19 protein-coding genes are annotated in these 22,988 nt (G+C 73.9%); 10 read left to right on the forward strand and 9 right to left on the reverse strand.

Going from position 1 to position 22,988, the window contains the following annotated elements:
* Nucleotides 1–127: 127 nt before the first annotated feature.
* Both OHB09_RS20495 and afsQ1 read right to left on the reverse strand, forming a co-directional pair.
* The gene (locus OHB09_RS20495; RefSeq protein WP_407077366.1) at nt 128–1,987 is read right to left on the reverse strand and encodes a sensor histidine kinase; all 1,860 of its coding nucleotides are present in this window, start codon (nt 1,985–1,987) and stop codon (nt 128–130) included.
* Nucleotides 1,885–2,562 carry a two-component system response regulator AfsQ1 gene (afsQ1, locus tag OHB09_RS20500; RefSeq protein WP_176945138.1) on the reverse strand — a complete coding sequence of 226 codons (678 nt, stop codon included), beginning with the start codon at nt 2,560–2,562 and terminating at the stop codon, nt 1,885–1,887. The genes OHB09_RS20495 and afsQ1 overlap by 103 nt, the downstream gene beginning before the upstream one ends.
* Before the next feature lie 231 nt (nt 2,563–2,793).
* Between afsQ1 and OHB09_RS20505 the strand changes: the two genes are divergently transcribed.
* Nucleotides 2,794–3,510: a SigE family RNA polymerase sigma factor gene (locus tag OHB09_RS20505; protein WP_328922352.1), complete on the forward strand. Its 717-nt coding sequence runs from the start codon at nt 2,794–2,796 to the stop codon at nt 3,508–3,510.
* 356 nt (nt 3,511–3,866) lie between these two features.
* Nucleotides 3,867–4,490, forward strand: coding sequence for a DUF6518 family protein (locus OHB09_RS20510; RefSeq protein ID WP_191851574.1), 624 nt, complete (start codon nt 3,867–3,869; stop codon nt 4,488–4,490).
* 19 nt (nt 4,491–4,509) lie between these two features.
* On the opposite strand, the gene OHB09_RS20515 is transcribed toward OHB09_RS20510, so the two are convergent.
* Entirely contained in the window at nt 4,510–5,220 is a 711-nt protein-coding gene (locus OHB09_RS20515; RefSeq protein ID WP_407077337.1) for a uridine kinase, read from the reverse strand.
* 74 nt (nt 5,221–5,294) lie between these two features.
* On the opposite strand from OHB09_RS20515, the gene OHB09_RS20520 reads away from it, so the two are divergent.
* Both OHB09_RS20520 and OHB09_RS20525 read left to right on the forward strand, forming a co-directional pair.
* A complete protein-coding gene (locus OHB09_RS20520; RefSeq protein ID WP_191890577.1) occupies nt 5,295–5,693 on the forward strand; it encodes a hypothetical protein in 399 nt (132 codons plus the stop codon).
* Nucleotides 5,694–5,855: 162 nt separating this feature from the next.
* Nucleotides 5,856–7,841 carry a bifunctional serine/threonine-protein kinase/glutamate ABC transporter substrate-binding protein gene (locus OHB09_RS20525; protein ID WP_328922354.1) on the forward strand — a complete coding sequence of 662 codons (1,986 nt, stop codon included), beginning with the start codon at nt 5,856–5,858 and terminating at the stop codon, nt 7,839–7,841.
* Between the two features lie 49 nt (nt 7,842–7,890).
* On the opposite strand, the gene OHB09_RS20530 is transcribed toward OHB09_RS20525, so the two are convergent.
* Genes OHB09_RS20530 through deoC form a run of 3 tightly spaced genes read right to left on the reverse strand, consistent with a single transcriptional unit; the run spans nt 7,891 to nt 11,232 of the window.
* The gene (locus tag OHB09_RS20530) at nt 7,891–8,817 is read right to left on the reverse strand and encodes an aldehyde dehydrogenase family protein (RefSeq protein ID WP_167792735.1); all 927 of its coding nucleotides are present in this window, start codon (nt 8,815–8,817) and stop codon (nt 7,891–7,893) included.
* Nucleotides 8,810–10,273, reverse strand: coding sequence for an aldehyde dehydrogenase family protein (locus OHB09_RS20535; protein WP_006138453.1), 1,464 nt, complete (start codon nt 10,271–10,273; stop codon nt 8,810–8,812). The genes OHB09_RS20530 and OHB09_RS20535 overlap by 8 nt, the downstream gene beginning before the upstream one ends.
* A gap of 5 nt (nt 10,274–10,278) precedes the next feature.
* Nucleotides 10,279–11,232, reverse strand: a complete 954-nt coding sequence (gene deoC, locus OHB09_RS20540) for a deoxyribose-phosphate aldolase (protein WP_167792744.1) — start codon at nt 11,230–11,232, stop codon at nt 10,279–10,281.
* Between the two features lie 271 nt (nt 11,233–11,503).
* Between deoC and OHB09_RS20545 the strand changes: the two genes are divergently transcribed.
* The 6 genes from OHB09_RS20545 (at nt 11,504) to OHB09_RS20570 (ending at nt 19,479) form a co-directional block, all read left to right on the forward strand.
* A complete protein-coding gene (locus tag OHB09_RS20545; protein ID WP_328922355.1) occupies nt 11,504–12,751 on the forward strand; it encodes a serine hydrolase domain-containing protein in 1,248 nt (415 codons plus the stop codon).
* Between the two features lie 50 nt (nt 12,752–12,801).
* Complete coding sequence (locus OHB09_RS20550; protein WP_234528215.1) at nt 12,802–13,521, forward strand: PH domain-containing protein; 720 nt, start codon at nt 12,802–12,804, stop codon at nt 13,519–13,521.
* A gap of 326 nt (nt 13,522–13,847) precedes the next feature.
* Nucleotides 13,848–15,086, forward strand: a complete 1,239-nt coding sequence (locus OHB09_RS20555) for a sensor histidine kinase (RefSeq protein WP_093597375.1) — start codon at nt 13,848–13,850, stop codon at nt 15,084–15,086.
* Nucleotides 15,083–15,757 (forward strand): response regulator, encoded by a 675-nt coding sequence (locus OHB09_RS20560; RefSeq protein WP_006138460.1) that lies wholly within the window; start codon nt 15,083–15,085, stop codon nt 15,755–15,757. The genes OHB09_RS20555 and OHB09_RS20560 overlap by 4 nt, the downstream gene beginning before the upstream one ends.
* 330 nt (nt 15,758–16,087) lie before the next feature.
* A complete protein-coding gene (locus OHB09_RS20565) occupies nt 16,088–16,933 on the forward strand; it encodes an ABC transporter ATP-binding protein (RefSeq protein WP_006138462.1) in 846 nt (281 codons plus the stop codon).
* Nucleotides 16,930–19,479: an ABC transporter permease gene (locus tag OHB09_RS20570; RefSeq protein ID WP_191851568.1), complete on the forward strand. Its 2,550-nt coding sequence runs from the start codon at nt 16,930–16,932 to the stop codon at nt 19,477–19,479. Before OHB09_RS20565 ends, OHB09_RS20570 begins: the two co-directional genes overlap by 4 nt.
* Nucleotides 19,480–19,530: 51 nt before the next feature.
* Here OHB09_RS20570 and OHB09_RS20575 read toward each other — a convergent pair whose 3' ends face one another.
* The 3 genes from OHB09_RS20575 to OHB09_RS20585 form a co-directional block, all read right to left on the reverse strand.
* Nucleotides 19,531–21,180, reverse strand: coding sequence for a phospho-sugar mutase (locus tag OHB09_RS20575; RefSeq protein ID WP_328922356.1), 1,650 nt, complete (start codon nt 21,178–21,180; stop codon nt 19,531–19,533).
* Between the two features lie 121 nt (nt 21,181–21,301).
* Nucleotides 21,302–22,126, reverse strand: coding sequence for a purine-nucleoside phosphorylase (locus tag OHB09_RS20580; protein WP_006138469.1), 825 nt, complete (start codon nt 22,124–22,126; stop codon nt 21,302–21,304).
* 112 nt (nt 22,127–22,238) lie between these two features.
* Nucleotides 22,239–22,964, reverse strand: coding sequence for a TetR/AcrR family transcriptional regulator (locus OHB09_RS20585; RefSeq protein ID WP_328922357.1), 726 nt, complete (start codon nt 22,962–22,964; stop codon nt 22,239–22,241).
* Between the last annotated feature and the right edge of the window lie 24 nt (nt 22,965–22,988).

Below are 22,988 nucleotides of genomic sequence, written 5' to 3' on the forward strand. Positions count from 1 at the left end.
CGCCGCCCGGCGCCCGCCCCGTGCCGCCTCGTCGTTCTCCCGGCCTTCACGGCCTTCACGGCCTTCACGGCCTTCACGGCCTTCACGGCCTTCACGGCCTTCACGGCTCTCACGGCTCTCACGGCTCTCATCGCTCGCCCCCCTCGCCGGCTTCGGCCGCCTCGCCGTCGCCCCCGGGGCCGCCGTCCGCGCGGTCCCCGCCGTCCTCGACGAGCGAGGAGGCGTCCCGGGGCAGCCGCAGCGTGAACACCGCGCCGCCTTCCGGCGAGTTGGCGGCGGTGATCCCACCGCCGTGGATGTGCGCGTTCTCCATGGCGATGGACAGGCCGAGCCCGCTGCCCTCGGAGCGGGGGCGGGAGGCGCTGGCCTTGTAGAAGCGGTCGAAGACGTGCGGCAGGACCTCCTCGGGGATGCCGGGCCCGTGGTCCCGCACCTGGATGAGCAGGTCCTCGCCGTCGGTACGGACCGCGACCCGGACCGGGGAGCCGCCGTGCTTGAGCGCGTTGCCGATCAGGTTGGCGAGGATGACGTCCAGGCGGCGCGGGTCGAGGTTGGCCATGAGGCCGCGCTCGGCGTCCAGTTCGACGGCGTCGAGCCAGGCGCGGGCGTCGATGCACGCGGTGATCTGGTCGGCGAGGTCGACGTGGTCCAGGACCAGCCGGGCGGTGCCCGCGTCGAAGCGGGTGACCTCCATCAGGTTCTCCACCAGGTCGTTGAGCCGCCGGGTCTCGCTGACGACGAGTCGTACCGCGGGCTCGATCATCGGGTCGACGCTGCCGGTCTCCGCGTCCAGTTCCTCCTCCAGCACCTCCGTCACCGCGGTGATCGCGGTCAGCGGGGTGCGCAGTTCGTGCGACATGTCGGCGACGAACCGGCGGGAGGCCTCCTCGCGGGAGCTCATGTCCGCGACCTTCTTCTCCAGCGCCTCCGCCGTCCGGTTGAACGTCCGTGACAGCTCGGCCAGTTCGTCGGTGCCCGAGACCCGGAGCCGGGTGTCGAGCTTGCCCTCGCCGAGCCGGCGGGCGGCGATGCCGAGCCGGTGCACCGGCTTCAGCACGGTCGTCGCGGCCGCCTGCGCCAGCAGCGCGGCGCCGACCAGGGCCAGCGCGGTGGCGATGCCCAGCGACCAGGCGAGCGAGTTGAGGTCCTTGGCCTCCGGCTCCAGGGACTTGAGCATGTAACCGGTCGGCCCGCCGTCGACCACCCGGGCGCCGCCGACCAGGTACGGCCGGCCGTCCTCGACGATCCGCTGCCAGTACAGGTGGTACGTGGGCTTCTCGCCCGAGGAGCCGGGCTGCCGGCGGTTGACCGCCGTGCGCAGCGAGGACGGCACGTCGTCGAGGGTGAAGGTGCCCAGGTCGGAATTGCCGGTGACGGTCCGGCCGCCGGAGTCCTCGGCGACGAGCAGCACGCTGAAGCGCTGGCTGCTGTTCGCCATCTGCCCCGCCGTGCGCTGCAGTTGCTCCTGCGTGGGATGCGCGGGCAGGGCGCTCGCCCGGTTCCGCATCTCCTGCTGGAAGTCGCGCAGCACGGCGTCCTGGGCACGCGTGAGCACGGCCTCGCGGTTGAGCCAGTAGGCGATCCCGGAGGCCGAGACGGCGGCGGTCAGCGCGACCAGGCCGAACACCACGACCAGGCGCAGCCGGAGGCTGGTCAGCCGGATCCGCGACCACACGCTGCGGCGCCGCCCCACGGACCAGCCGCGGAGCCCGCCCTGGCCCCCCTCGGACGCCTCGGCGCCCACGGTGTCCGGCGCCCCCGAGGCCCTGGAGGACACTTCGCCGCCCCCCTCGGCGCCCGGGGCCCCCGAGGTGTGCTCCGCCCCCTCGATGTTCCCGGCTCCTTGCTGCCTCGCGGACTTCTGAGTCACCCGTGCCACTTCCGTCACTGAGGCGTGTCCAGCCGGTAGCCCACGCCCCGCACGGTGCGGATGAGCGTCGGGGACGAGGGCACGTCCTCGACCTTGGCGCGCAGCCGCTGCACACAGGCGTCCACGAGCCGGGAGTCGCCCAGGTAGTCGTGCTCCCACACCAGCCGCAGCAGCTGCTGCCGGGACAGGGCCTGTCCGGGGCGGCGGCTCAGTTCCAGCAGCAACCGCAGTTCGGTGGGCGTGAGCTGCAGGTCCTCGCCGTTCTTCGTGACCGTCATCGCCGAGCGGTCGATCACCACCGAGCCGAACGTCGCCGAGTCGCTGGACTCGCGTTCGCCGCGGCGCAGCACCGCGCGGATCCGGGCGTCGAGCACCCGGCCCTGCACGGGTTTGACCACGTAGTCGTCGGCGCCGGACTCCAGTCCGACCACGACGTCGATGTCGTCGTTGCGCGCGGTGAGCAGGATGATCGGCAACTGGTCGGTGCGCCGCACGCGTCGGCACACCTCGAAACCGTCGATGCCGGGCAGCATCACGTCCAGCACGATCAGGTCCGGCCGCTGTTCGCGCAACAGCTTCAGACCGTCCTCACCAGTGGCAGCAGTGGCCACCCGGTGACCCTGGCGCGTCAGAGAGAGCTCCAGGGCCGTCCGGATGGCGTCGTCGTCCTCGATCAGCAACAGGGAAGGCACGTTGGCCATTCTGGCCCATGGCACCGGCAGGTTTCGACTGTTGGGGCGCTCCCACACATCTCCCCCCTATGGGAAACCGCCCGCCGGACCCGGCGAAGGACCCCTGTGACAGCTCTGTGACAGTCGGCGGACACGGCGATGAAGTGGCCCGGGCAGGCTTCTCGACATCGAAAGAGCACGACATCGAAAGAGCACGACGCAGGTCCGGGACTCCACGACGGGGGGCGCGAGATGAACACGCTGCACGGCACCATGACGAGCGCGGTTGTCACGCGGCTCCACGACGTCAACCGGGCCACGGTCCGCGGCCGGGGGCGTCAGCACGCCGCAGCCTGGATGGCGGTGGTCGACGCCCGCACGGGTGACGCCGGCACGGGGGCGGAGGAGAGTGCGTACGGGGAGGCATCGGGGGAGCGCCGGTCCGCGGCGGAGGCGGAGTTCACCGCCTACGTCGAGGAGCGCCGCGCCTCCCTGTACGCGACCGCCTACCACCTCACCGGTGACCGCTTCGAGGCCGAGGACCTGCTGCAGAGCGCGCTGTTCTCGACGTACCGGGCCTGGGACCGGATCACCGACAAGGCGGCGGTCGGGGGCTACCTCCGCCGCACGATGACCAATCTGCACATCAGCGCGTGGCGCCGCCGCAAGCTGAACGAGTACCCGACCGAGGAGCTGCCGGAGACCGCCGGCGACACGGACGCGATGCGCGGCACCGAGCTGCGGGCCGTCCTGTGGCAGGCGCTCGCGCGGCTGCCCGAACTCCAGCGCACCATGCTGGTCCTCCGCTACTACGAGGGCCGCACGGACCCGGAGATCGCGGACATCCTCGGCATCAGTGTCGGCACGGTGAAGTCCAGCATCTGGCGGTCGCTCCGCCGGCTGCGCGAGGACGAGGTCCTCAGCTTCGGCCGTGACGAGGAGGAGTCCTTCGGCGAGCTCGTCGCCTGAGGATCGGGGGAACCACGGGGGCCCACGGGGGGATAGGGCTCGCGGGGGAAACGGGGGACTTCCGGGCCGGGGGGCCCGGAAGTGCGACACGGGGGGCCGCGAGGACGACGGGGGCGTCGGCGCGGCGACGGGGGAACGGGGGACCACCGGGGGAAACGGGGGGAGTACCACGGGGGTGGTGAACAGCGGGACCGCGTACCGGCTTTCGGGCCGGGCGCGGTCCCGCTGTTTTCGTGCGCCTCCCCGGAGGCACTCCCCGGTCGCCCGCTCCGTCCGTGTGTCCCTCGTTCGCCGGTGTGTCCTTCGCCGTCCCGAACTACACACCGCATGTATACACGCTGGGTATAGTGAGCCGCATGGCCACCACGACCGCGATCCGCCGCGACTCCCCGCTCCTCGCCCTCTCCGCCGTGACGGCCTTCGGCCTGCTGCTCGGCTGGGCGACGTTCACCCTGCACGGGACGACCCCGCTCCTGGAGCGGGCCACCAACTCGGTGTCCACCTGGATCATCTGGACCGCCGCGGCCGGTGCGGTGCTCCGCACCGCGAGGCTCGCCGCCTGGAGCGGCGGCCTCATGATGCTCGCCACCTGTGCCGGCTACTACCTGACGGCCGGCGTCGGCGACACCGCGGGAACCGCCGCCGTCTGGTCGGTGGCCGGGCTCGCGGGCGGGCCGCTGCTGGGCTGGGCCGGCTGGACCGTGCGGCACGGGCGGGGCACCGCGCGGGCGACGGCGGGGGCGGCCATCGCGATGGTGGTCCTCGGGGAGGGGCTCTGGCTGGGGCTGACGCTGCGCTACCGGGGCGAGGCCGCCGTGTACCTGGCCGTCGGCGCGCTCCTCACCGCGGCCCTCACCGTCTTCCTGGCCCGCGCCGGGGTGCGTCGCTTCTGGCTGTGCGCCGTCCTTGCGCCCCTGTTCGCCGGAGCCTTCTACCTGGCCGAACTTCTCGTCCTGGACCGCCTGATCGGCTCGGTCTAGAGGCCGGTCCGAGGGGCCGTCACGGAGTGCTGGTCGTCCTCGGGCGGCCGACGACCGCCGCGGCCGCCATCCGGCTCAGAGCCTCGTCACGGTCGCAGGGGTGGGCGCCCAGGCCGGTCTGACGGGCGACGATCGAGCGCTCGGCGCGCATCAGCCGCCAGCCGCGGCGCAGCAGGAACGGCACCGACTTGCGGCCCTCGCGCAGATCGCGCAGGAAGCGCCGCCGGAACGTCTTCACCGGGCCCCGGGTCAGACACAACGCCTCCGCGAGGAGCCCCAGCTCCCGGCAGCGGGACACGATCTCGGCGGCGAAGACGCCCTCCGCGACGAACAGCGGGGTCCGCCCGACGCTCAGCTCCTCCGTGCCGGTGCGGGCGCTGAGTGCGATGTCGTAGACCGGCACCGTCGTCCGGCCGTGCGCGCACAGTTCGGCGACGGCGGCCACGGCGGCGTCCTCGTCCCAGGAGCCGGGGGCGTCCCAGTCGATGTCCGAACTCCCCGGTACCAGCGGCAGCGTGGGGTCGTCACCGTCCTTGTAGAAGTCGTCCAGACGCAGGACGGGAAGCCCGGAGCGGGCGGCGACGAGGGACTTGCCCGAGCCGGAGGGGCCGCAGAGCAGCACGACGCGGGCGGGTGACGCGGGATGGGGGCTCACGGGACACCAGTTTGACGCATCACCCGGCCCGTGCCGACCCCGCGGGTCGGCGTTGGAGCGCACATCACACCTCAACTACCCTGCGTGTCGAAGTGGACACGAGTGGCGATCGCCGGAACGGCGCACCACGGAACGAGAAGGCGGCACCCATGGCACGACACACCTCCCGCACCCCGGCCACCACCCGGCGCCTCCTCCTCGCCCTCGCGGCCGCGGGCGTCGCCGTGGGCGCGGGGGCGACGGCGGCCTCGGCGCAGACGCTCCCCGTCGTCGACGGGACGTACCACACCGGCTCCCTCGGCGAGGTGGACCCGGGGGCGGGCCTCCAGGCGCTCACCGGGACGGTCCGGTACGTCACCGGCCCCGTCGCCGACCTCAAGCCGAACCCGCTCGCGGGCACCGGCGTGGACCCGCTCGACAACGGGGTGGGCACGCAGCTCGCCGACTTCCGCCCGCTGACCTCGCAGATGCTGACCGGCCCGGTGGCGCAGGCCCCTTCGGTCGGCTCGATCCCGGTGGTCGACCAGGTGGTCGGCGCACTGCGCTGATCCGGGGCCGGGCCGGGGCCGGGGACCGGGGGGCCTGGAACCGGACTCGTCCGCTCGTGCCCGGTTCGTCCCGCTCGCGCCGCAACTGCGCACCGCGCACCGGCGGAGGAGCCGTCTAATCTGTGGTGATCCACGCTTCGGCAAGAGGTGCAAGGGGGCCACGTGCACAACCAGGACGGCAGCAACGGGGTCGGCGGCGGCCCCGACGGGCACCCCGAGGACCGTGTCCCCGCCCCCCACGCGGTGATCGAGGGCCGCTACGAGCTGCTGGAGCCCGTGGGCAGCGGCGGTATGGGGGAGGTCTGGAAGTCCTACGACAGACGGCTGCGCCGCTTCGTCGCCGTGAAGGGTCTCCTCGACACCACGGCGGCGTCCCCGGACACGAAGCGGGCCGCGTTGCAGCGGGCCCGTCGCGAGGCGGAGGCCCTCGCCAAGATCGAACACCAGAACGTGGTGACGGTTCACGACCAGATCGAGACCGCCGACCAGGTCTGGATCGTGATGAAGCTCCTGGAGGGGCGTTCGCTCGCCGACCTGCTCAGCCGTGACGGGGTGCTCGGCGTGCCCAGGGCGGCGGACATCGGCCTCCAGATGGCCCAGGGGCTGCGCGCGGTCCACGAGGCCGCGGTCCTGCACCGCGACGTCAAGCCGGGCAACGTACTGGTGCGGGACGGCGGCCAGGTGGTCCTGGTGGACTTCGGCATCGCCACCTTCGAGGGGGCGGACCGCGTCACCCGGTACGGCGGGGTCATCGGCACACCGCCCTACCTGGCGCCCGAACTCTTCGCCCCCGGCAGCCCCGGCCCCACGCGCGCCTCCGACCTGTGGGCACTGGGCGTCACCCTGTACGAGATGGTCGAGGGACGCCTGCCCTTCGCCGGCCGCGAGGTCTGGGAGGTGCAGGCGCACATACAGCAGGCCCCCGAGCCCGTCTTCCGTTACGCCGGACCGCTCGGCCCGGTGATCCGGGCCCTGCTGGTCACCGATCCGGCAGGCCGCCCCGACGCGGCCTCGGCGGAGGAGATGCTCCGGGAGGTCCTCGCCGAACCGGGCACGCCGCCCCCCGCGCGGGCCGCCGGCCCCACGCCCCCGCCCACGGCGCCCGCCACCCCTCCCACACCGGCGCTGGTCCTCCCGGGGCCGGAGCCGGCCACCCCCGCCGGGGCCGTCCCGCCCGAGCTTCTGGAACCCGCCCCGCGCGGGGAGCGGGGCCGGCGGCGGGGCTGGAAGGTGGCGGCGGCCGCGGCGTGCGTCGTCCTGCTGGCCGGGGGCGGCTGGGTCCTCGCGCAGAACGGCTCCGGCGGCGGACGGGACGACGTCTCCGGGCGGCAGGGAGCGGGCTCCGGCGGGGCCGACACGGAGCAGGCCTGGCAGCAGTGGAAGAACGCCAGGAAGCGGCTGACGATCGGCGCCAAGGAGGACCAGCCCGGGCTGAGTCTCCACGACAGGAAGGGCGTGTGGAGCGGCTTCGACATCGACATCGCCTACGCCCTCGCCCGCGAACTGGGCTACGACAAAAAGCAGGTGGACTTCTACGGGGTCACCACGGCCAACCGGGCGAGCAAGCTCAGGAACGGCGAGGTGGACCTGGTCGTCGCCTCGTACAGCATGACGCCCGAGCGGGAGAAGCGGGACGGCATCCGGTTCGTCGGCCCCTACTACAAGGCGGGCACGAGCCTCCTCGTGCGCAGGAAGTCCGCGCGGTACGACCTCGACGAGGCCGTCGACGTGAAGCGGAACCACGTCGACGTGTGCACGGCGCGGGACTCCACCTACGCGGACCGGCTGCGCAAGGACGGCTACACCACGGGCAAGTGGCAGCCCGACACGTACAAGGAGTGCGTGAAGAGGCTGCTGGACAGGAATTCGAGTGTCTACGCGGTCGCCTCGGACGACGTCCTGCTCGCCGGGTACGCCAAGGACGATCCCGCGCACCTGAAGCTGCTGCCCAGCGGCTCGGGCACGGAGCCCTACGGGGTGGCGATGCGCAAGGACGATCCACTGCTGCGCGGCCGGGTGTGCTCGGCGCTCCGGAAGATCCTGGCCGGGGCCGAGTGGCCGGAGATGTACATGAAGGACCTGTCCCCGCTGACCGGCCGGAAGACCGCGCCGAACAGACCGGAGCTGCAGCCCTGCCCGGGTGAGTGAGCGACCGGGCGCCACCCGGGGGAGAAGGACCCCCGGGTGGCGGCGGCGGTCAGTACGAAGAGCCGGAGGCCCCCAGCGCCCCCGTCGGGTGCCAGACCGTCTTGGTCTCCAGGAAGGCCGTCATGCGCTCGATGCCGGGCATGGCCGTCCAGTCGTCCACAGGCTGTGGACGCAGGACGCGCTTGAGGTTGTCGGCCGCCGCGATCTCCAGTTCCTTCGCCAGCGCCTCGTCCGCGCCGGCCAGGTCGATCGCGTTGACGTCCCTGTGCGCGGCGAGCGGCGCGGCGATCTCCGCCGTGCGGCCGGACAGGATGTTGACGACACCGCCGGGCACGTCGGAGGTGGCCAGCACCTCGCCGAGGGAGAGCGCAGGGAGGGGGGACCTCTCGCTCGCGATCACCACCGCCGTGTTGCCCGTCGCGATCACCGGGGCGAGGACCGAGACCAGGCCAAGGAAGGACGACTCCTGCGGGGCCAGCACGGCCACCACGCCCGTCGGCTCCGGGGAGGACAGGTTGAAGAAGGGACCGGCCACCGGATTCCCGCCGCCCACGACCTGGGCGATCTTGTCGGTCCAGCCCGCGTACCAGACCCAGCGGTCGATCGCCGCGTCCACCTGGTCCGCGGCCCTCGCCCTGGACAGGCCCTCGGCCTCGGCGACCTCGCGGACGTACTGCTCGCGGCGGCCCTCCAGCATCTCCGCGACGCGGTAGAGGACCTGGCCCCGGTTGTACGCGGTCGCGCCCGACCAGCCGCCGAAGGCCTTGCGCGCGGCGACCACCGCGTCCCGGGCGTCCTTGCGGGAGGCGAGAGGGGCGTTGGCCAGCCAGTCGCCCTTCCCCGCCGCGTCAGCGGCTGATGATGCCGTCACCTCGTACACCCGGCCGCTCTCCGAACGCGGGAACTTCCCGCCGACGTACAGCTTGTAGGTCTTGAAGACGGACAGTCGCCCGTGCTTCTCGGGCTTGTCAGACATCGAGGTACGCCTCCAGGCCGTGGCGGCCGCCCTCGCGGCCGAAGCCCGACTCCTTGTAGCCGCCGAACGGCGAGGTCGGGTCGAACTTGTTGAACGTGTTGGACCAGATGACACCCGCGCGGAGCTTGTTCGCGACCGCGAGGATGCGCGAGCCCTTCTCCGTCCAGATGCCCGCCGACAGCCCGTAGGGCGTGTTGTTCGCCTTGGCGACGGCCTCGTCGGGCGTGCGGAAGGTGAGGACCGACAGCACGGGGCCGAAGATCTCGTCGCGGGCGATCGTGTGCGCCTGGGTGACGCCCGTGAACAGCGTCGGCGCGAACCAGTAGCCGGCGGAGGGCAGTTCGCAGGCCGGGGACCAGCGCGCGGCGCCCTCCGCCTCGCCCTGCTCGGCCAGCGCCGTGATCCGGGCGAGCTGCTCGGCGGAGTTGATCGCGCCGATGTCGGTGTTCTTGTCCAGCGGGTCGCCGAGGCGCAGGGTGGCCAGACGCCGCTTGAGGGAGTCGAGCAGCTCGTCGTGGATCGACTCCTGGACCAGCAGCCGCGAGCCCGCGCAGCAGACCTGGCCCTGGTTGAAGAAGATGCCGGTGACGATGCCCTCGACGGCCTGGTCCACGGGTGCGTCGTCGAAGACGATGTTGGCGCCCTTGCCGCCCAGCTCCAGCGTGAGCTTCTTGTCGGTGCCCGCGACCGTGCGCGCGATCTGCTTGCCGACGGCGGTGGAACCGGTGAAGGCCACCTTGTCGACGTCCGGGTGGGCCACCAGGGCCGCTCCCGCGCGCCCGTCGCCCGTCAGGATGTTGACGACGCCCTTCGGCAGCCCCGCCTGGCGGCAGATGTCCGCGAAGAACAGCGCGGACAGCGGCGTCGTCTCGGCGGGCTTGAGGACCACGGTGTTGCCGGTGGCCAGCGCCGGGGCGATCTTCCAGGCCAGCATCAGCAGCGGGAAGTTCCAGGGGATGACCTGGCCGGCGACGCCGAGCGGGCGCGGGTTCGCGCCGCTGTGTCCCTCTGTCGTCCTCCGGCCGAAACCGGCGTGGTCCAGCTTGTCGGCCCAGCCCGCGTAGTAGAAGAAGTGCGCGGCGACGAGGGGGAGGTCCGCGTCGCGGGTCTCCCGGATCGGCTTGCCGTTGTCCAGGGTCTCCAGGACGGCCAGCTCGCGGCTGCGCTCCTGGATGATCCGGGCGATGCGGAACAGGTACTTGGCGCGCTCGGAGCCGGGCAGCGCCGACCACTTCTCGAAGGCCCTCCGGGCGGCGGCCACCGCGCGGTCCACGTCCGCCTCGGTGGCCTCCGCGACCTCGGAGAGGACCTCCTCGGTGGCGGGGGAGAGGGTCTTGAAGACCTTGCCGTCGGCCGCCTCGGTGAACTCGCCGTCGATGAACAGCCCGTAGGAGGGGGCGATGTCGACGACCGCGCGCGACTCGGGCGCCGGGGCGTACTCGAAAACAGGTGCCATGGTGATCAGTCCACCGTCACGTAGTCGGGGCCGGAGTAGCGGCCGGTGGCCAGCTTCTGCCGCTGCATCAGCAGGTCGTTGAGCAGCGAGGAGGCGCCGAAGCGGAACCAGTGGTTGTCCAGCCAGTCCTCGCCCGCGGTCTCGTTGACCAGGACCAGGAACTTGAGCGCGTCCTTGCTGGTGCGGATGCCGCCGGCGGGCTTCACACCGATCTGCACACCCGTCTGGGCGCGGAAGTCGCGCACGGCCTCCAGCATGAGCAGGGTGTTGGCGGGGGTCGCGTTGACGGCGACCTTGCCGGTGGAGGTCTTGATGAAGTCCGCCCCGGCCAGCATGCCGAGCCAGCTCGCGCGGCGGATGTTGTCGTACGTCGACAGCTCGCCCGTCTCGAAGATGACCTTCAGGCGGGCGCTCGTCCCGCAGGCCTCCTTCACGGCGGTGATCTCGTCGTACACCTTGCGGTAGTTCCCGGCGAGGAAGGCGCCGCGGTCGATGACCATGTCGATCTCGTCCGCCCCGGCGGCGACGGCCTCGCGGACGTCCGCCAGCTTGACGGCGAGCGGGGCGCGGCCGGCCGGGAAGGCGGTGGCGACGGAGGCGACCTTGACGCCGGAACCGGCGACGGCCTCCTTGGCCGCGGCCACCATGTCCGGGTAGACGCAGACGGCCGCCGTCGAGGGGGCGGTGCGGTCGCTCGGGTCGGGACGGACCGCCTTCGCGCCGAGCGCCCGGACCTTGCCCGGGGTGTCCGCGCCTTCCAGCGTCGTCAGGTCGACCATCGAGATCGCGAGGTCGATGGCGTACGCCTTCGCCGTCGTCTTGATGGACCGGGTGCCGAGCGACGCGGCGCGCGCCTCCAGGCCGACCGTGTCGACCCCGGGCAGCCCGTGCAGGAAGCGGCGCAGCGTCGCGTCGGACGCGGTGACGTCGCTGAGAGCGTGTGGTGCAGTGGTGGGCATGGTCACCGGACGAGCATATCTACGCGCGTAGCGGCTGTACAGCCCCGAGGCGGGGGGTGCGGGTCGCCCTGGCCCCCGGCATGCGTTCCCGGACCGCTTCGGCGCCCCTCCGGGACCACCCCCGCGCCCTCAACAGCCCCCGCCCCCAAGGGTGATGGTGGTGCAGGCTGTACCCGGAATCCTCCCGCAGCCCTCATCGTGCCGAGGCTCCCCGATTCCTAGCGTGGTGGGCGACCGAGCCGCCCCCTCCGATTCGAGGAGCTGCCCCACCATGGCGACCGACACCACCCCCCGCACCCGGACCCACACTCAGACCCCCCACACTCGGACCCTCCACCCCGCGACCCGTCGCTCCCGTGCGGGGGTCACCTCCCGCGTCCTCGTCACCGCACTCGCCGCCGCCCTCGCGGGCACCGGGCTGATCACGCCGGCGGGCGCGGCGACGCACACGCCCGCCCCTTCCCTGCGGCACGGGGCGCAGTCGGTCCTCGACACCGGAACCCTCGGCGTCGTCGTCCGCTCGACCGGCCCGCACGGCTCCCGCACCGCCACCGCGGGCCTCGCCGACAAGCGGACGGGACGCCCGGCGGGACCGGACGACACCTTCCGCATCGCCAGCTCCACCAAGACCTTCGTCTCCACCGTCGTCCTGCAACTGGTCGGCGAGGGGCGCCTCTCGCTCGACGACAGCGTGGAGGACCTGCTGCCGGGCGTGGTCTCCGGCAACGGCAACGACGGCCGCCGCATCACCGTCCGCAACCTGCTCAACCACACCAGCGGACTCTTCGACTTCACGGAGGACTTCCCCGTCCTCACCGACATCGACGCCTTCCGCGAGGGGCACCTGGCGAGCTGGACCGAGGACCAGCTCGTGGGCATAGCCATGAAGCACGCCCCGCGCTTCGCCCCGGGCGAGGGCTGGAGCTACTCCAACACCAACTACGTCCTCGCCGGCATGATCATCGAGAAGACGACAGGCAAGAGCTGGCAGCACGAGGTGACCCGGCGCATCATCCGGCCCCTCGGACTGCACCGCACCACCGCCCCCTACACCGACCCCTTCATGAAGGGGCCGCACCTCAAGGGGTACTCGAACTTCGCCGCCGAGGGCCGGACGCCGATCGACGTCAGCGTGATGAACCCCAGCGCCGCCGGAGCCGCCGGGGGCATGATCAGCAACACCGCCGACCTGAGCACCTTCTACGCGGCGCTGATGAAGGGCCGGCTGCTGAAGCCCGCCCAGCTCGCCGCGATGAGGACGACCGTGCGGGCCGAGGAACTCGACCCCGCCTGGCCCGGGGCGCGCTACGGGCTCGGTCTGCTGAGCGTCCCGCTGAGCTGCGGAGGGAGCTACTACAGCCACGGCGGCGACCTCTTCGGCTACACCACCCGCAACGGGTTCAGCGCCGACGGGCGGCACGTGGTCGTCGTGGCGGCGACGGGCGACGGCGACGAGGACACCACGCCCGCGGCCAACGCCGTGATCGACGAGCAGCTCTGCGCGGACGGCGGCCGGTAGGGCGACCTCCGCGTACGGGGCGGGCGGCGGCGTCGGGCAGAATCGACGGCATGACCACCCCCGAGTCCCAGCCGCCCGCCCCCGAGCCCTCGGAGCCCTCGGAGTCTTCGGAGCCCTCGGTGTCCGACCAGGTCCACCGCTCCTCGGCCGGCATCGCCGGCGGGGTGATGCTCCTCGCCCTGGTGGCGTGGCTCGGCATCGACGCACTGGTCGTCGGCAAGGGCCGCACGCCCTGGCTGGCGCTGGCGGCGATGATCGTCGTCGTGCCCCTGGTGGCCGCGTTCACGCTGCGGCCCGCCGTCTTCGTGGGCCGGGACCGGCTGCGCGTCCGCAACCCCTTCCGGGTGATCGTGCTGCCGTGGGGCTCGGTGGCCTCGCTGCGCTCCGGTTACTCCAACGAGGTCGTCGCGAGCAGCGGCACCAAGTACCAGCTCTGGGCGCTGCCGGTGTCGCTGCGCGGCCGCAAGCGGGCGGCCCGCCACGAGGCGAGGCAGACGGCTGAGGGCATCGGCCGGGGTGGCTCCGGCCGGCGCGGCGGACTGCTCGGCGGCCTCGGCGGCGGCCAGGGGAGCGTGCGGGGCGCCGCCGCGACCGAGGGGCCGGTGCGGGCGCAGACCGACCAGGTCATGGACGACCTGAAGGACCTCGCCGAGCGGCGGGGCGGGGCGGAGACGGCCCAGGGCGAGCCGAGCGTGCGCTGGGCGTACGAGGTGCTCGGCCCGGTGGCCGCCGGCCTGATCGTCCTCGCGATCCTCCTGGCCACGGGCTGAGCCCGGGGCCCGGGGCCCCTCCCCCCGGCACCCGTGCCGTGCGCCGGCCACCGCCTGCCCCCGGGGTCTGCGCGCGCTGCACCCGCCGGCGCCCCGTCCGTACCTCCCCGCGCCCGGCCGCGACATCTAGGGCCTTTCGTTCGGATCAGGCCGGCTGGGAGGCGCGGTACGTCCTCGGCCGACCCGAGCGGGGTCCGGTGCGTGCGGCTGCAAGGCGGAGGAGGGCGCCAGGGCGGAGCCCTGGCAACCGACGACAACGCCGCAGAGGCGCGTGCCGGACCCCGCGACGCCGGGATGCTCCAAACGAGAGGCCCTAGGCTGGGGCCATGACCCCAGCGCAGAGAGAACGCCCACGCGCCCTGCTCGCGGGGTCCTCGCGCGCGTGGGTGCGGCTCCTTCCGTGGGGGCTCGCGTTCGTGCTGTGCGTCGCGCTGCTCCCCACGACCATCGTGGTCCTCGGCGGCGACTACGGCCTGAACCCGGGAGTGGCCGCCGCGTTGGCCGTGGCGCAGTCCGCCCCGCTGCTGCTCGCCGTCGTACGGCCGCTCCAGGCCTGGTACGTGATCTTCGCCGCGGATGTGGCGGGGGCGCTGGCGCTGCTCGTCGTCGACTTTCCCCAGCGGCTGCTGTGGCCGTTCCCGCCGATGGCGATCGTCGGGTACGTCGGCCTCTGCCTCGCCCTCGGCCTGCGCGAACGCCCCCGCACGCTGCTGCTGGTGTGGTCGGCCACGGCGGTCGCCAACGTGACCCTCGCCTTCTTCGCACCCCACGACGAAGGCGCCAGGGGACTGCTCCTCACCCTCCTCGGGGGCGTCGCGCTCCTGCTCGGCGCCGTGGTCAGGGAGCGGTCCGAGGCGCAGCGCAGGCTGGCCGAGCAGGAGACGATCAGCGAGGCCGAGCGCGGTCGGCGGACGCTGTTGGAGGAGCGCGCCCGCATCGCCCGGGAGCTGCACGACGTGGTGGCACACCACATGTCCGTCATCACGGTGCAGGCGAACACCGCCGAGTACCGCATCGACCGGCTCTCTCCCGTGGTGCGGGACGAGTTCACGTCCATCGCGGCCACCGCGCGCGAGTCCCTCGGGGAGATGCGACGGCTGCTCGGCGTGCTGCGCAACGAGGAGGCGCGGGGCGACCTCGAGCCGCAGCCGGGGCTCGCGCGCATCGGGCAGCTCGTGGAGGCCACGGCCAGGGTCCGGGGGCCGGTGGAGTTCACCCCCTGCGAGGCCGAGGTGCCCGAGGCGGTGGGCCTGTCCGCGTACCGGATCGTCCAGGAGGCCCTGTCGAACGTCGTCCGGCACGCGCCGGGCGCCCGCACGCGGGTGGCGCTGTCGGTGTCGGAGCCCGGCCCCGGGCCGGGCGAGTGGCTCACCGTCCTCGTCGTCAACGGCCCGCCGCCGGAACGGTCCGGCGGGCCGCTGGAGTCGGGCGGCACCGGGCACGGCCTGGTCGGCATGCGTGAACGGGTGCGGCTCGTCGGTGGCACCCTCGACGTGGGACCGCTGGAGGACGGCGGTTTCCGGGTGGCGGCCCGGCTCCCCCTGAGCGACAAGGAACTCATGTGACGACGCGCGTCCTGATCGTCGACGACCAGGCCATGGTGCGGGCCGGCTTCGCCGCCCTGCTGGCCGCCCAGAGCGACATCGACGTGGTGGGCGAGGCCCCCGACGGGGCGCGCGGCGTCGAACTGAGCCGGCGCACGCACCCCGACGTCGTCCTGATGGACGTCCGGATGCCGGAGATGGACGGGCTGGAGGCCGCACGCCGACTGCTGACGCCCCCCGCCGGGGTCACCCACGTGCCGCGCGTCCTGATGCTCACCACCTTCGACATCGACGACTACGTGTACGAGGCGCTGCGGGCCGGCGCGAGCGGCTTCCTGCTCAAGGACGCCCCGCCCGCCGACCTCATCGCGGCGGTCCGCGTCGTGGCCTCCGGCGACGCGCTCCTCGCGCCCTCCGTGACCCGCCGCCTCATCGCCGACTTCGCCAAGTCGCGTCCCGGCGGCCGGGGCGGGCCCGCGCAGCGGCTGAAGGGACTGACGCAGCGCGAGACCGAGGTCCTCACCCTGGTGGCCCGCGGCCTCTCGAACAGTGAGATCGCCGAGACGCTCGTACTGGCCGAGCAGACGGTGAAGACACACGTCAGCCGCGTCCTCACCAAGCTGGGCCTGCGCGACCGAGCCCAGGCCGTGGTCTTCGCCTACGAATCGGGCCTGGTGGCCCCGGGTGACTAGGGCCTTTCGTCTGGATCAGGCCGGCTGGGGGGCGCGGTACGTCCTCGGCCGTCCCGAGCGGGGTCCGGTGCGTGCGGCTGCAAGGCGGAGGAGGGCGCCAGGGCGGAGCCCTGGCAACCGACGACAACGCCGCAGAGGCGCGTGCCGGACCCCGCGACGCCGGGATGATCCGCACGAGAGGCCCTGGCTCCCGCACGGCTTCGCCGGGCCGTCTGGTGCACCCCCTACCGGGGTAGCACCCCCACTTCGGTTCCCGGGTATGACGCCCCGGACGCGCCCCTTCCCGCACTCTTCGGTTCGACACGCGAAGCATGCGACAGGGAGACGGACATGAGGGTGCGCAAGGGCAGGCGGCAGAAGGCGGACGGCGGGCAGGGGGCGGAGGTCCGGCCGGAGGCCCCCGGAGCCACGCCCGGCCTCGCCGTCGAACTGCGCGGGGTCCGGCGGCAGTACGGCCGCGGGGCGGGCACCGTGCACGCCCTCGCCGGCATCGACCTCGGGCTGCGCCGCGGCACGTTCACCGCCGTCATGGGGCCCTCGGGGTCCGGCAAGTCCACGTTCCTGCAGTGCGCCGCCGGGCTCGACCGGCCGACGGCGGGCTCCGTGCGCCTCGGCGGCACCGAGATCACCGGCATGAGCGAGAACGAGCTCACCGAGCTGCGCCGCAGCCGTCTCGGCTTCGTCTTCCAGGCATTCAACCTGCTGCCCTCGCTCACCGTGGAGCAGAACGTGCTGCTCCCGATGCGCCTTGCCGGGCAGCGCCAGGAGCGGCGCCGGGCCGAGGAGGTGCTCGCCCGGGTCGGGCTCGCCGACAAGGCGCGGCGCCGGCCCGGCGAACTCTCGGGCGGTCAGCAGCAGCGCGTGGCCGTGGCCCGCGCACTGATCACCGCACCCGACGTGATCTTCGCGGACGAACCCACCGGCGCCCTCGACACCGGCACCGCCGCCGAGGTGCTCGGCCTCCTGCGCGACGCGGTGGACACCCTCGGCGCCACGGTCGTCATGGTCACCCACGACCCCACCGCGGCCGCCTGGGCCGACCGGGTGCTGTTCCTCGCCGACGGCGCCTTCGCCGACCGCCTCGAGCGCGGTTCGGCGGAGGGGATCGCGGCCCGGATGACCGCGCTCACCTCCCGCGCCCCCCGTGAGGCCACGGCGGCGGGGGTGACCGTATGAGGCGCCCCAACGGACTCGCCCGTGAGGCCGTCCGTTTCCGGCCCGCGTCCTTCGCGGGCACCTTCCTCGCCCTGCTGATGTCCGCGCTGATCGTCTCCACCTGCGGCATCCTGCTCGAGACCGGCCTGCGCGCCTCGGTGCCGCCGGAGCGCTACGCGAGCGCGGCGGTCGTGGCCGCCGCCGACCAGAACGAGTATGTCGTCACCGGCAGCGGCGAGGACGAGGAGCGTGAGGCGACGCCGCTGCCCGACACGGCACGGCTGGACGCCGGGCTCGCGGCGAGGGCCGCCGGGGTTCCGGGCGTGGCCGCGGCCGTCGCGGACGTCACCTTCCCGGTGCGCACGGCGCACGCCGACGCGGGCTCCGGCGTCCGGGAACTGCCGGTTCCCGGCGGTGTCCTCACCGCCCACGGCTGGGGCGCGCACGCCTTCACCGGCACCGCGCTGACCAGCGGCTCCGCGCCCCGTGCGGGCGAGGTGGTGCTCGCCGCGGGGACGGCCCGCGCGGCGCACGCCGCCGTGGGCGACACCGTCGTGCTGGAGACCGCCGCGGGGCGGCAGGACTTCCGCCTCTCCGGCGTCGCCGAGGTGGGGAAGGCGGACTTCCCCCGCGACGCCGGCACCGGCGCCGCACCCGACCTGGTCTGGTTCGCCGACACCCGGGCCGCGACGCTCGCCGGGCACCCGGGCAAGGTCGACGCGGTCGTCGTCGTGGCCGAACGCGGCACCGACACCGGCGCCCTGGCCGACGGCGTCGCACACGCCCTGGCCGGCTCCGGCGCCCTTGTCCACACCGGCGACGGCCGCGGTGCCGTCGAGGACCCGGGCCTCGGCTACGCCAAGGTGACGCTGTTCGCGATCGGCGGTTCCTTCGGCGGGATCGCCGCCCTCGTCGCGGTGTTCACCGCCGCGGGCACCGTCGCCCTCTCGGTCGGCCAGCGGGCCCGCGAGTTCGCCCTGCTGCGTGCCGTCGGTGCCACTCCGCGGCAGATCCGCCGCGCGGTCGCCTGTGAGGCGCTGCTGGTCGCCCCGCTCGCCGGAATCCTGGGCTGCCTGCCCGGCATCGGGCTCGCGCACTGGTGGTTCGGGCAGCTCCAGGACAGGGGCGCCGTCCCGCACGCCGCCGGCCTGCACGTCTCCGCGTTCCCGATGCTCGCGGCCGTCGTCATGGGCCTGCTCACCGCGCTCGGTGCCGGCTGGATCGCCGGGCGCCGGCCCGCCCGGATCAAGCCGGGCCAGGCACTGTCGGAGGCTTCGGTGGAGCGGCTGCGGCCCGGAGTGGTCCGCACCCTCCTCGGGGTCGCCGCCCTGGTCGGCGGCTCGGTCCTCACCGGCGTGTCCGCCGGCTCCGCCGGGGACGACGCGGCCGGGGCCGCCCTCGGTGTCGTCATGTGCTTCATGCTCGCCGTCGGGCTGCTCGGCCCGCTGGTGGCCCGGCTGTGCGCGGGACTGTTCGGACTGCCGCTGCGGAGCGCGGGTCCGGCGGCGGGGCTGGCCGCCGCCAACTCCCGTGTCAACGCCCGCCGTCTCGCCTCCGCGATCACCCCGATCGCGCTCGCCGTGGCCTTCTCCTCCACGCTCGTCTTCATGCACACGAGCGAGCACCACGCCGCCGACAAGCAGCTGCGCGCGGGGCTCACCGCGGAACACGTGGTGAGCGACCCGGCCGGCCTCCCGGTGGACGCGGCCGCCCGCGCCGCCCGCGCCCCGGGCGTGGACACGGCCGTCGGACTGCTGCACACGCAGGTGCTGGTGCCGACCGGGTCCGGCGAGTTCCAGTCGCTGCTGGGCGCCTCGACCCAGGGCGTCTCCACCTCCGGGGCCGACCTGGCGAAGGTCGAGGACCTGGACGTGCGCGAGGGCAGCCTCGACCGGCTCGGCAGCGGCCGGATCGCCGTCGACCGGACCCTCGCGGAGTCGGCGGACGCCGGTGTCGGCGACCGGCTCCCGCTCTACCTCCCCGACGGCACGAAGGTCAGCCCCGAGATCGTCGCCGTCTACGGGCGCGGCCTCGGCCTGTCCACGCTCACCATGGACCGGGCGTCCCTGGAGGGGCACGTCACCTCGCCCTACGACGACACATTGCTCGTACGGGGCGGCTCGCGGACGTCGCTCGCCGCCCTGGGCGAGGTCACCGACGTCTCCGGCTACGCCACCCAGCAGAGCCTCGACGCACGGCTGGGCGCCTGGATGAACAACACCATGGCCGCGGTCCTCGGCGGCTTCGCGGCCGTCGCCGCCCTCAACACCCTGGTGATGACGGTCCTCGACCGCCGCCGCGAACTGGGCGCCCTGCGCCTGGTCGGCGCCACCCGGCGCCAGGTGCTGGCGATGCTCCGCTGGGAGGGGCTGCTGGTGGCCGCGGCGGGCCTGGTCCTCGGTTCCGCGATCGCCGCGGCCACGCTCATCCCGATGATCGACGGGGTGACGGGGGACGCCCCCTACGTGCCCCCGTCGATGTTCGGCGCCCTCACCCTCGCCACCGGCACTCTGACCCTGCTCGCGGTCACGCTGCCGGGCCGGGCGGCACTGCGCCGAAGGCCGTAGTACGGGGGGCGGGGCGGGAACCGGTGCGGCCGGTTCCCGCCCCGCGGCCGTTCATAGCCCCGCGGCCTCGGCCACGTCCTCCTTCAGCGCCGCCAGCAGCGCCGCCGCCCGCTCCCGCGCCTGCCCCAGGCCGTCCCGGTCGGCGACCGGCACGACGACCTCCAGGTAGCACTTCAGCTTCGGCTCGGTGCCGCTCGGACGGACGATGACCCGGGCGCCGTCCATCGTGTAGCGCAGGCCGTCCGTGGGCGGCAGCCGGTCGGTGCCCCGGGTCAGGTCCTCCGCCCCTCTCACGTCGAGCCCGGCCAGCCGCACCGGGGGCCGCTCGCGCAGCCGCCGCATGGCGTCGCCGATGACCGACAGGTCCTCCACCCGCACCGAGAGCTGGTCCGTGGCGTGCAGGCCGTGCTCGACGGCGAGGTCGTCGAGGAGGTCGAGGAGCGTGCGGCCCTCGGACTTCAGCCGGGAGGCCAGTTCCGTCAGCAGCAGCGCCGCCGTGATGCCGTCCTTGTCGCGCACCCCCTCGGGGTCGACGCAGTAGCCGAGGGCCTCCTCGTAGCCGTAGCGCAGGCCCTCGACGCGGGCGATCCACTTGAAGCCGGTGAGGGTCTCCTCGTACCCGAGGCCCGCCGCCGCGGCGATCCGGCCGAGGAGGGAGGAGGAGACGATCGACTCCGCGAACGTGCCGCTCACCCCGCGCCCGACCAGGTGGGCGGCGAGCAGCGCGCCGACCTCGTCGCCGCGCAGCATGCGCCATGCGCCGCCGTCCTTCACGGCGGCGGCGCACCGGTCGGCGTCCGGGTCGTTGGCGATCACCAGGTCGGGGTCGGCCTCCCGGGCGGTCGCGAACGCCAGGTCCATGGCACCCGGCTCCTCCGGGTTGGGGAAGGCGACGGTCGGGAAGTCCGGGTCCGGCTCCGCCTGTTCGGCCACCAGCACCGGCTCGGGGAAGCCGGCCCGGGCGAACGCGGCCAGCAGGGTGTCCTTGCCGACGCCGTGCATCGCCGTGTAGACGGTGCGGGCGGTGCGCGGCGAGCCGGGGGCGAGGACGGCGTCGGTGCGGGCGAGGTAGGCATCGAGGACGGAGTCGTCGAGGACCTCCCAGCCGGAGTCCGGGCGGGGGACGTCGGCCAGGGCCGCGATCGCGTCGATCTCGGCGGCGATCCCGGCGTCGGCGGGCGGCACGATCTGCGAGCCGTCTCCCAGGTACACCTTGTAGCCGTTGTCCCGGGGCGGGTTGTGGCTCGCGGTGACCTCGACGCCGGCCACCGCGCCCAGGCGCCGGATCGCGAAGGCGAGCACGGGGGTCGGCAGCGGGCGGGGCAGCAGCGCCGCGCGCAGGCCCGCGCCGGTCATCACGGCGGCGGTGTCGCGGGCGAAGTCGGCCGACTTGTGGCGGGCGTCATAGCCGATGACGACGAGGCCGGCATCCGGCGCGTCCCCGTGCGGGGTGCCGTTCTTCCTCAGATACGCGGCGAGGCCCGCGGCGGCGCGGATGACGACGGCGCGGTTCATCCGCCGGGGCCCGGCGCCGAGCTCGCCGCGCAGACCGGCGGTGCCGAACTCCAGCGTGCCGGAGAAGCGGTCGGTGAGCCCGGGGAGGTCGTGGGCGTCGAGGAGGGCCGCGAGTTCCTCGCGGGTGTCCGGGTCGGGGTCCTCCGCGAGCCATGCCTTGGCGCGGGCGAGGAGATCGTCGTGCACGGGTCAGCCTCTCTCGTTGTGGTGCGGTTCGGGGGCGCCTTGCGGGCCGGTCGCGCCCGCGCGGCGGGACCGCGGACCACCGGTGCGGCGCGGGTCCCCCGCGAGCGCCCCCCAGAACGCGTCAGACGCGGTCCAGGACCTTCGTCAGCAGTGCCCCCATGCGGGCCGCGGAGTCGCGGCCGGCCTGGAGGACCTCCTCGTGGTTGAGGGGTTCGCCGGTCATTCCGGCCGCCAGGTTGGTGACCAGGGAGATGCCCAGCACCTCCGCGCCCGCCTCGCGGGCGGCGATCGCCTCCAGCACCGTCGACATGCCGACCAGGTCCGCGCCGATCGTGCGGGCCATGCGGATCTCCGCAGGGGTCTCGTAGTGCGGCCCGGGGAACTGGGCGTAGACGCCCTCCTCCAGACCGGGCTCGATCTCCTTGCACAGCGCCCGCAGCCGGGGCGAGTACAGGTCGGTGAGGTCCACGAAGTTCGCGCCGACGATCGGTGAGGTCGCCGTGAGGTTGATGTGGTCGCTGATCAGCACCGGCTGCCCGGGGCGCATCGTCTCGCGCAGACCTCCGCAGCCGTTGGTCAGGACGACCGTCTTCGCTCCGGCGGCGACGGCCGTGCGCACGCCGTGGGCGACCGAGGCGACCCCGTGACCCTCGTAGTAGTGGGTGCGGCCGAGGAAGACCAGGGCGCGCTTGCCGCCGAGGCGGTAGGAGCGCAGGCGTCCGCCGTGACCCTCGACGGCCGGCGGGGCGAAGCCCGGCAGGTCGGTGACGAGCAGTTCGGCCTCGGGCTCGCCGAGGGCGTCGACGGCGGGGGCCCAGCCGGAGCCCATCACGAGGGCGACGTCGTGGGTCTCGGCGCCCGTCAGCTCGCGCAGCCGCGCGCCGGCGGTGTCGGCGGCGGCGTAGGGGTCGCCCTGGCGGTCGTCCGGAAGAAGAGAAGCGTTCACGCGCAAGAGAGTAGCCGTTTCGCGCCTACGCGCGTAGATGACGGAGGTCGCGGGAGTGCGATCGTTGTCGTGTCGTTTCCGAGGGCGCCCCTGGGGGCCTTCCGGGAAGGTCCTAGGAGGGCCAGGCCGACAGGGCCGTGTCGGCGACCAGTCGCAGTTCCTCGCGGCTCGCGCCGCTCGCCGCCTGCACGGCGATGCCGTTGCCGACGGTCATCAGGAACCGGGCGAGCGTCGCGGGATCGGCGTCCGCGGGGAGGTCGCCCTCGTCGCGGGCCCGCGTGAACCGCTCGCGCAGGCGGGCGGTCCCCTCGTTGCGCCAGTCGGCGAGGGCGTCCCGGACGGTGCGGCCGAGGTCGCCGGCGGCGAGGGAGGCCTGGACGCCCAGGCAGCCGGTGGGGCGGTCGGGCTGGGTGGTGGCCCGGACGGCGCCGCCGAGGAACGCCTCGGCCACCCGCCGGGCGGTCGGTTCCGCCAGGGCGCGGAGCACGTACGAGGCGGGGCCTTCGCTGTAGCGCCGCAGCGCCTTGTGGAACAGCTCCTCCTTGTTGCCGAAGGCCGCGTACATGCTGGTGCGGGTGATGCCCATGGCGCGTGTGAGGTCGGTGAGCCCGGCGCCCTCGTAGCCCTGCTCCCAGAAGACCCGCATCGCGCGTTCGAGCGCCTCGTCGGCGTCGAACCCCCTCGGGCGGCCGATCGGCGCCTTCCGCTGTGTCCCTGGCGTCCCCGGTGTCCCCGGCGTTCCCGGCGTTCCCGGCGGCGCGTCCTGCGGCGTCCCCGCCGGGGCCTTCGGCCCGGTGTCCGCCCGCGTTCCGGGCCTTGTCTCCCGCTCCGACTCCATGCCGCGATCCTACCTCTTTCTGTA

This window comes from Streptomyces griseoaurantiacus (assembly GCF_036189845.1).
GTDB lineage: Bacteria > Actinomycetota > Actinomycetes > Streptomycetales > Streptomycetaceae > Streptomyces > Streptomyces griseoaurantiacus.

Coding starts and splice junctions, on each gene's coding strand:
- OHB09_RS20520 (WP_191890577.1), top strand. CDS start 5,295: ATGGCACGACACACCTCCCGCACCCCGGCCACCACCCGGCGCCTCCTC.
- OHB09_RS20565 (WP_006138462.1), top strand. CDS start 16,088: ATGAGGGTGCGCAAGGGCAGGCGGCAGAAGGCGGACGGCGGGCAGGGG.
- OHB09_RS20555 (WP_093597375.1), top strand. CDS start 13,848: ATGACCCCAGCGCAGAGAGAACGCCCACGCGCCCTGCTCGCGGGGTCC.
- OHB09_RS20530 (WP_167792735.1), bottom strand. CDS start 8,817: ATGTCTGACAAGCCCGAGAAGCACGGGCGACTGTCCGTCTTCAAGACC.
- OHB09_RS20510 (WP_191851574.1), top strand. CDS start 3,867: ATGGCCACCACGACCGCGATCCGCCGCGACTCCCCGCTCCTCGCCCTC.
- OHB09_RS20505 (WP_328922352.1), top strand. CDS start 2,794: ATGAACACGCTGCACGGCACCATGACGAGCGCGGTTGTCACGCGGCTC.
- OHB09_RS20545 (WP_328922355.1), top strand. CDS start 11,504: ATGGCGACCGACACCACCCCCCGCACCCGGACCCACACTCAGACCCCC.
- deoC (WP_167792744.1), bottom strand. CDS start 11,232: ATGCCCACCACTGCACCACACGCTCTCAGCGACGTCACCGCGTCCGAC.
- OHB09_RS20570 (WP_191851568.1), top strand. CDS start 16,930: ATGAGGCGCCCCAACGGACTCGCCCGTGAGGCCGTCCGTTTCCGGCCC.
- OHB09_RS20535 (WP_006138453.1), bottom strand. CDS start 10,273: ATGGCACCTGTTTTCGAGTACGCCCCGGCGCCCGAGTCGCGCGCGGTC.
- OHB09_RS20585 (WP_328922357.1), bottom strand. CDS start 22,964: ATGGAGTCGGAGCGGGAGACAAGGCCCGGAACGCGGGCGGACACCGGG.
- OHB09_RS20550 (WP_234528215.1), top strand. CDS start 12,802: ATGACCACCCCCGAGTCCCAGCCGCCCGCCCCCGAGCCCTCGGAGCCC.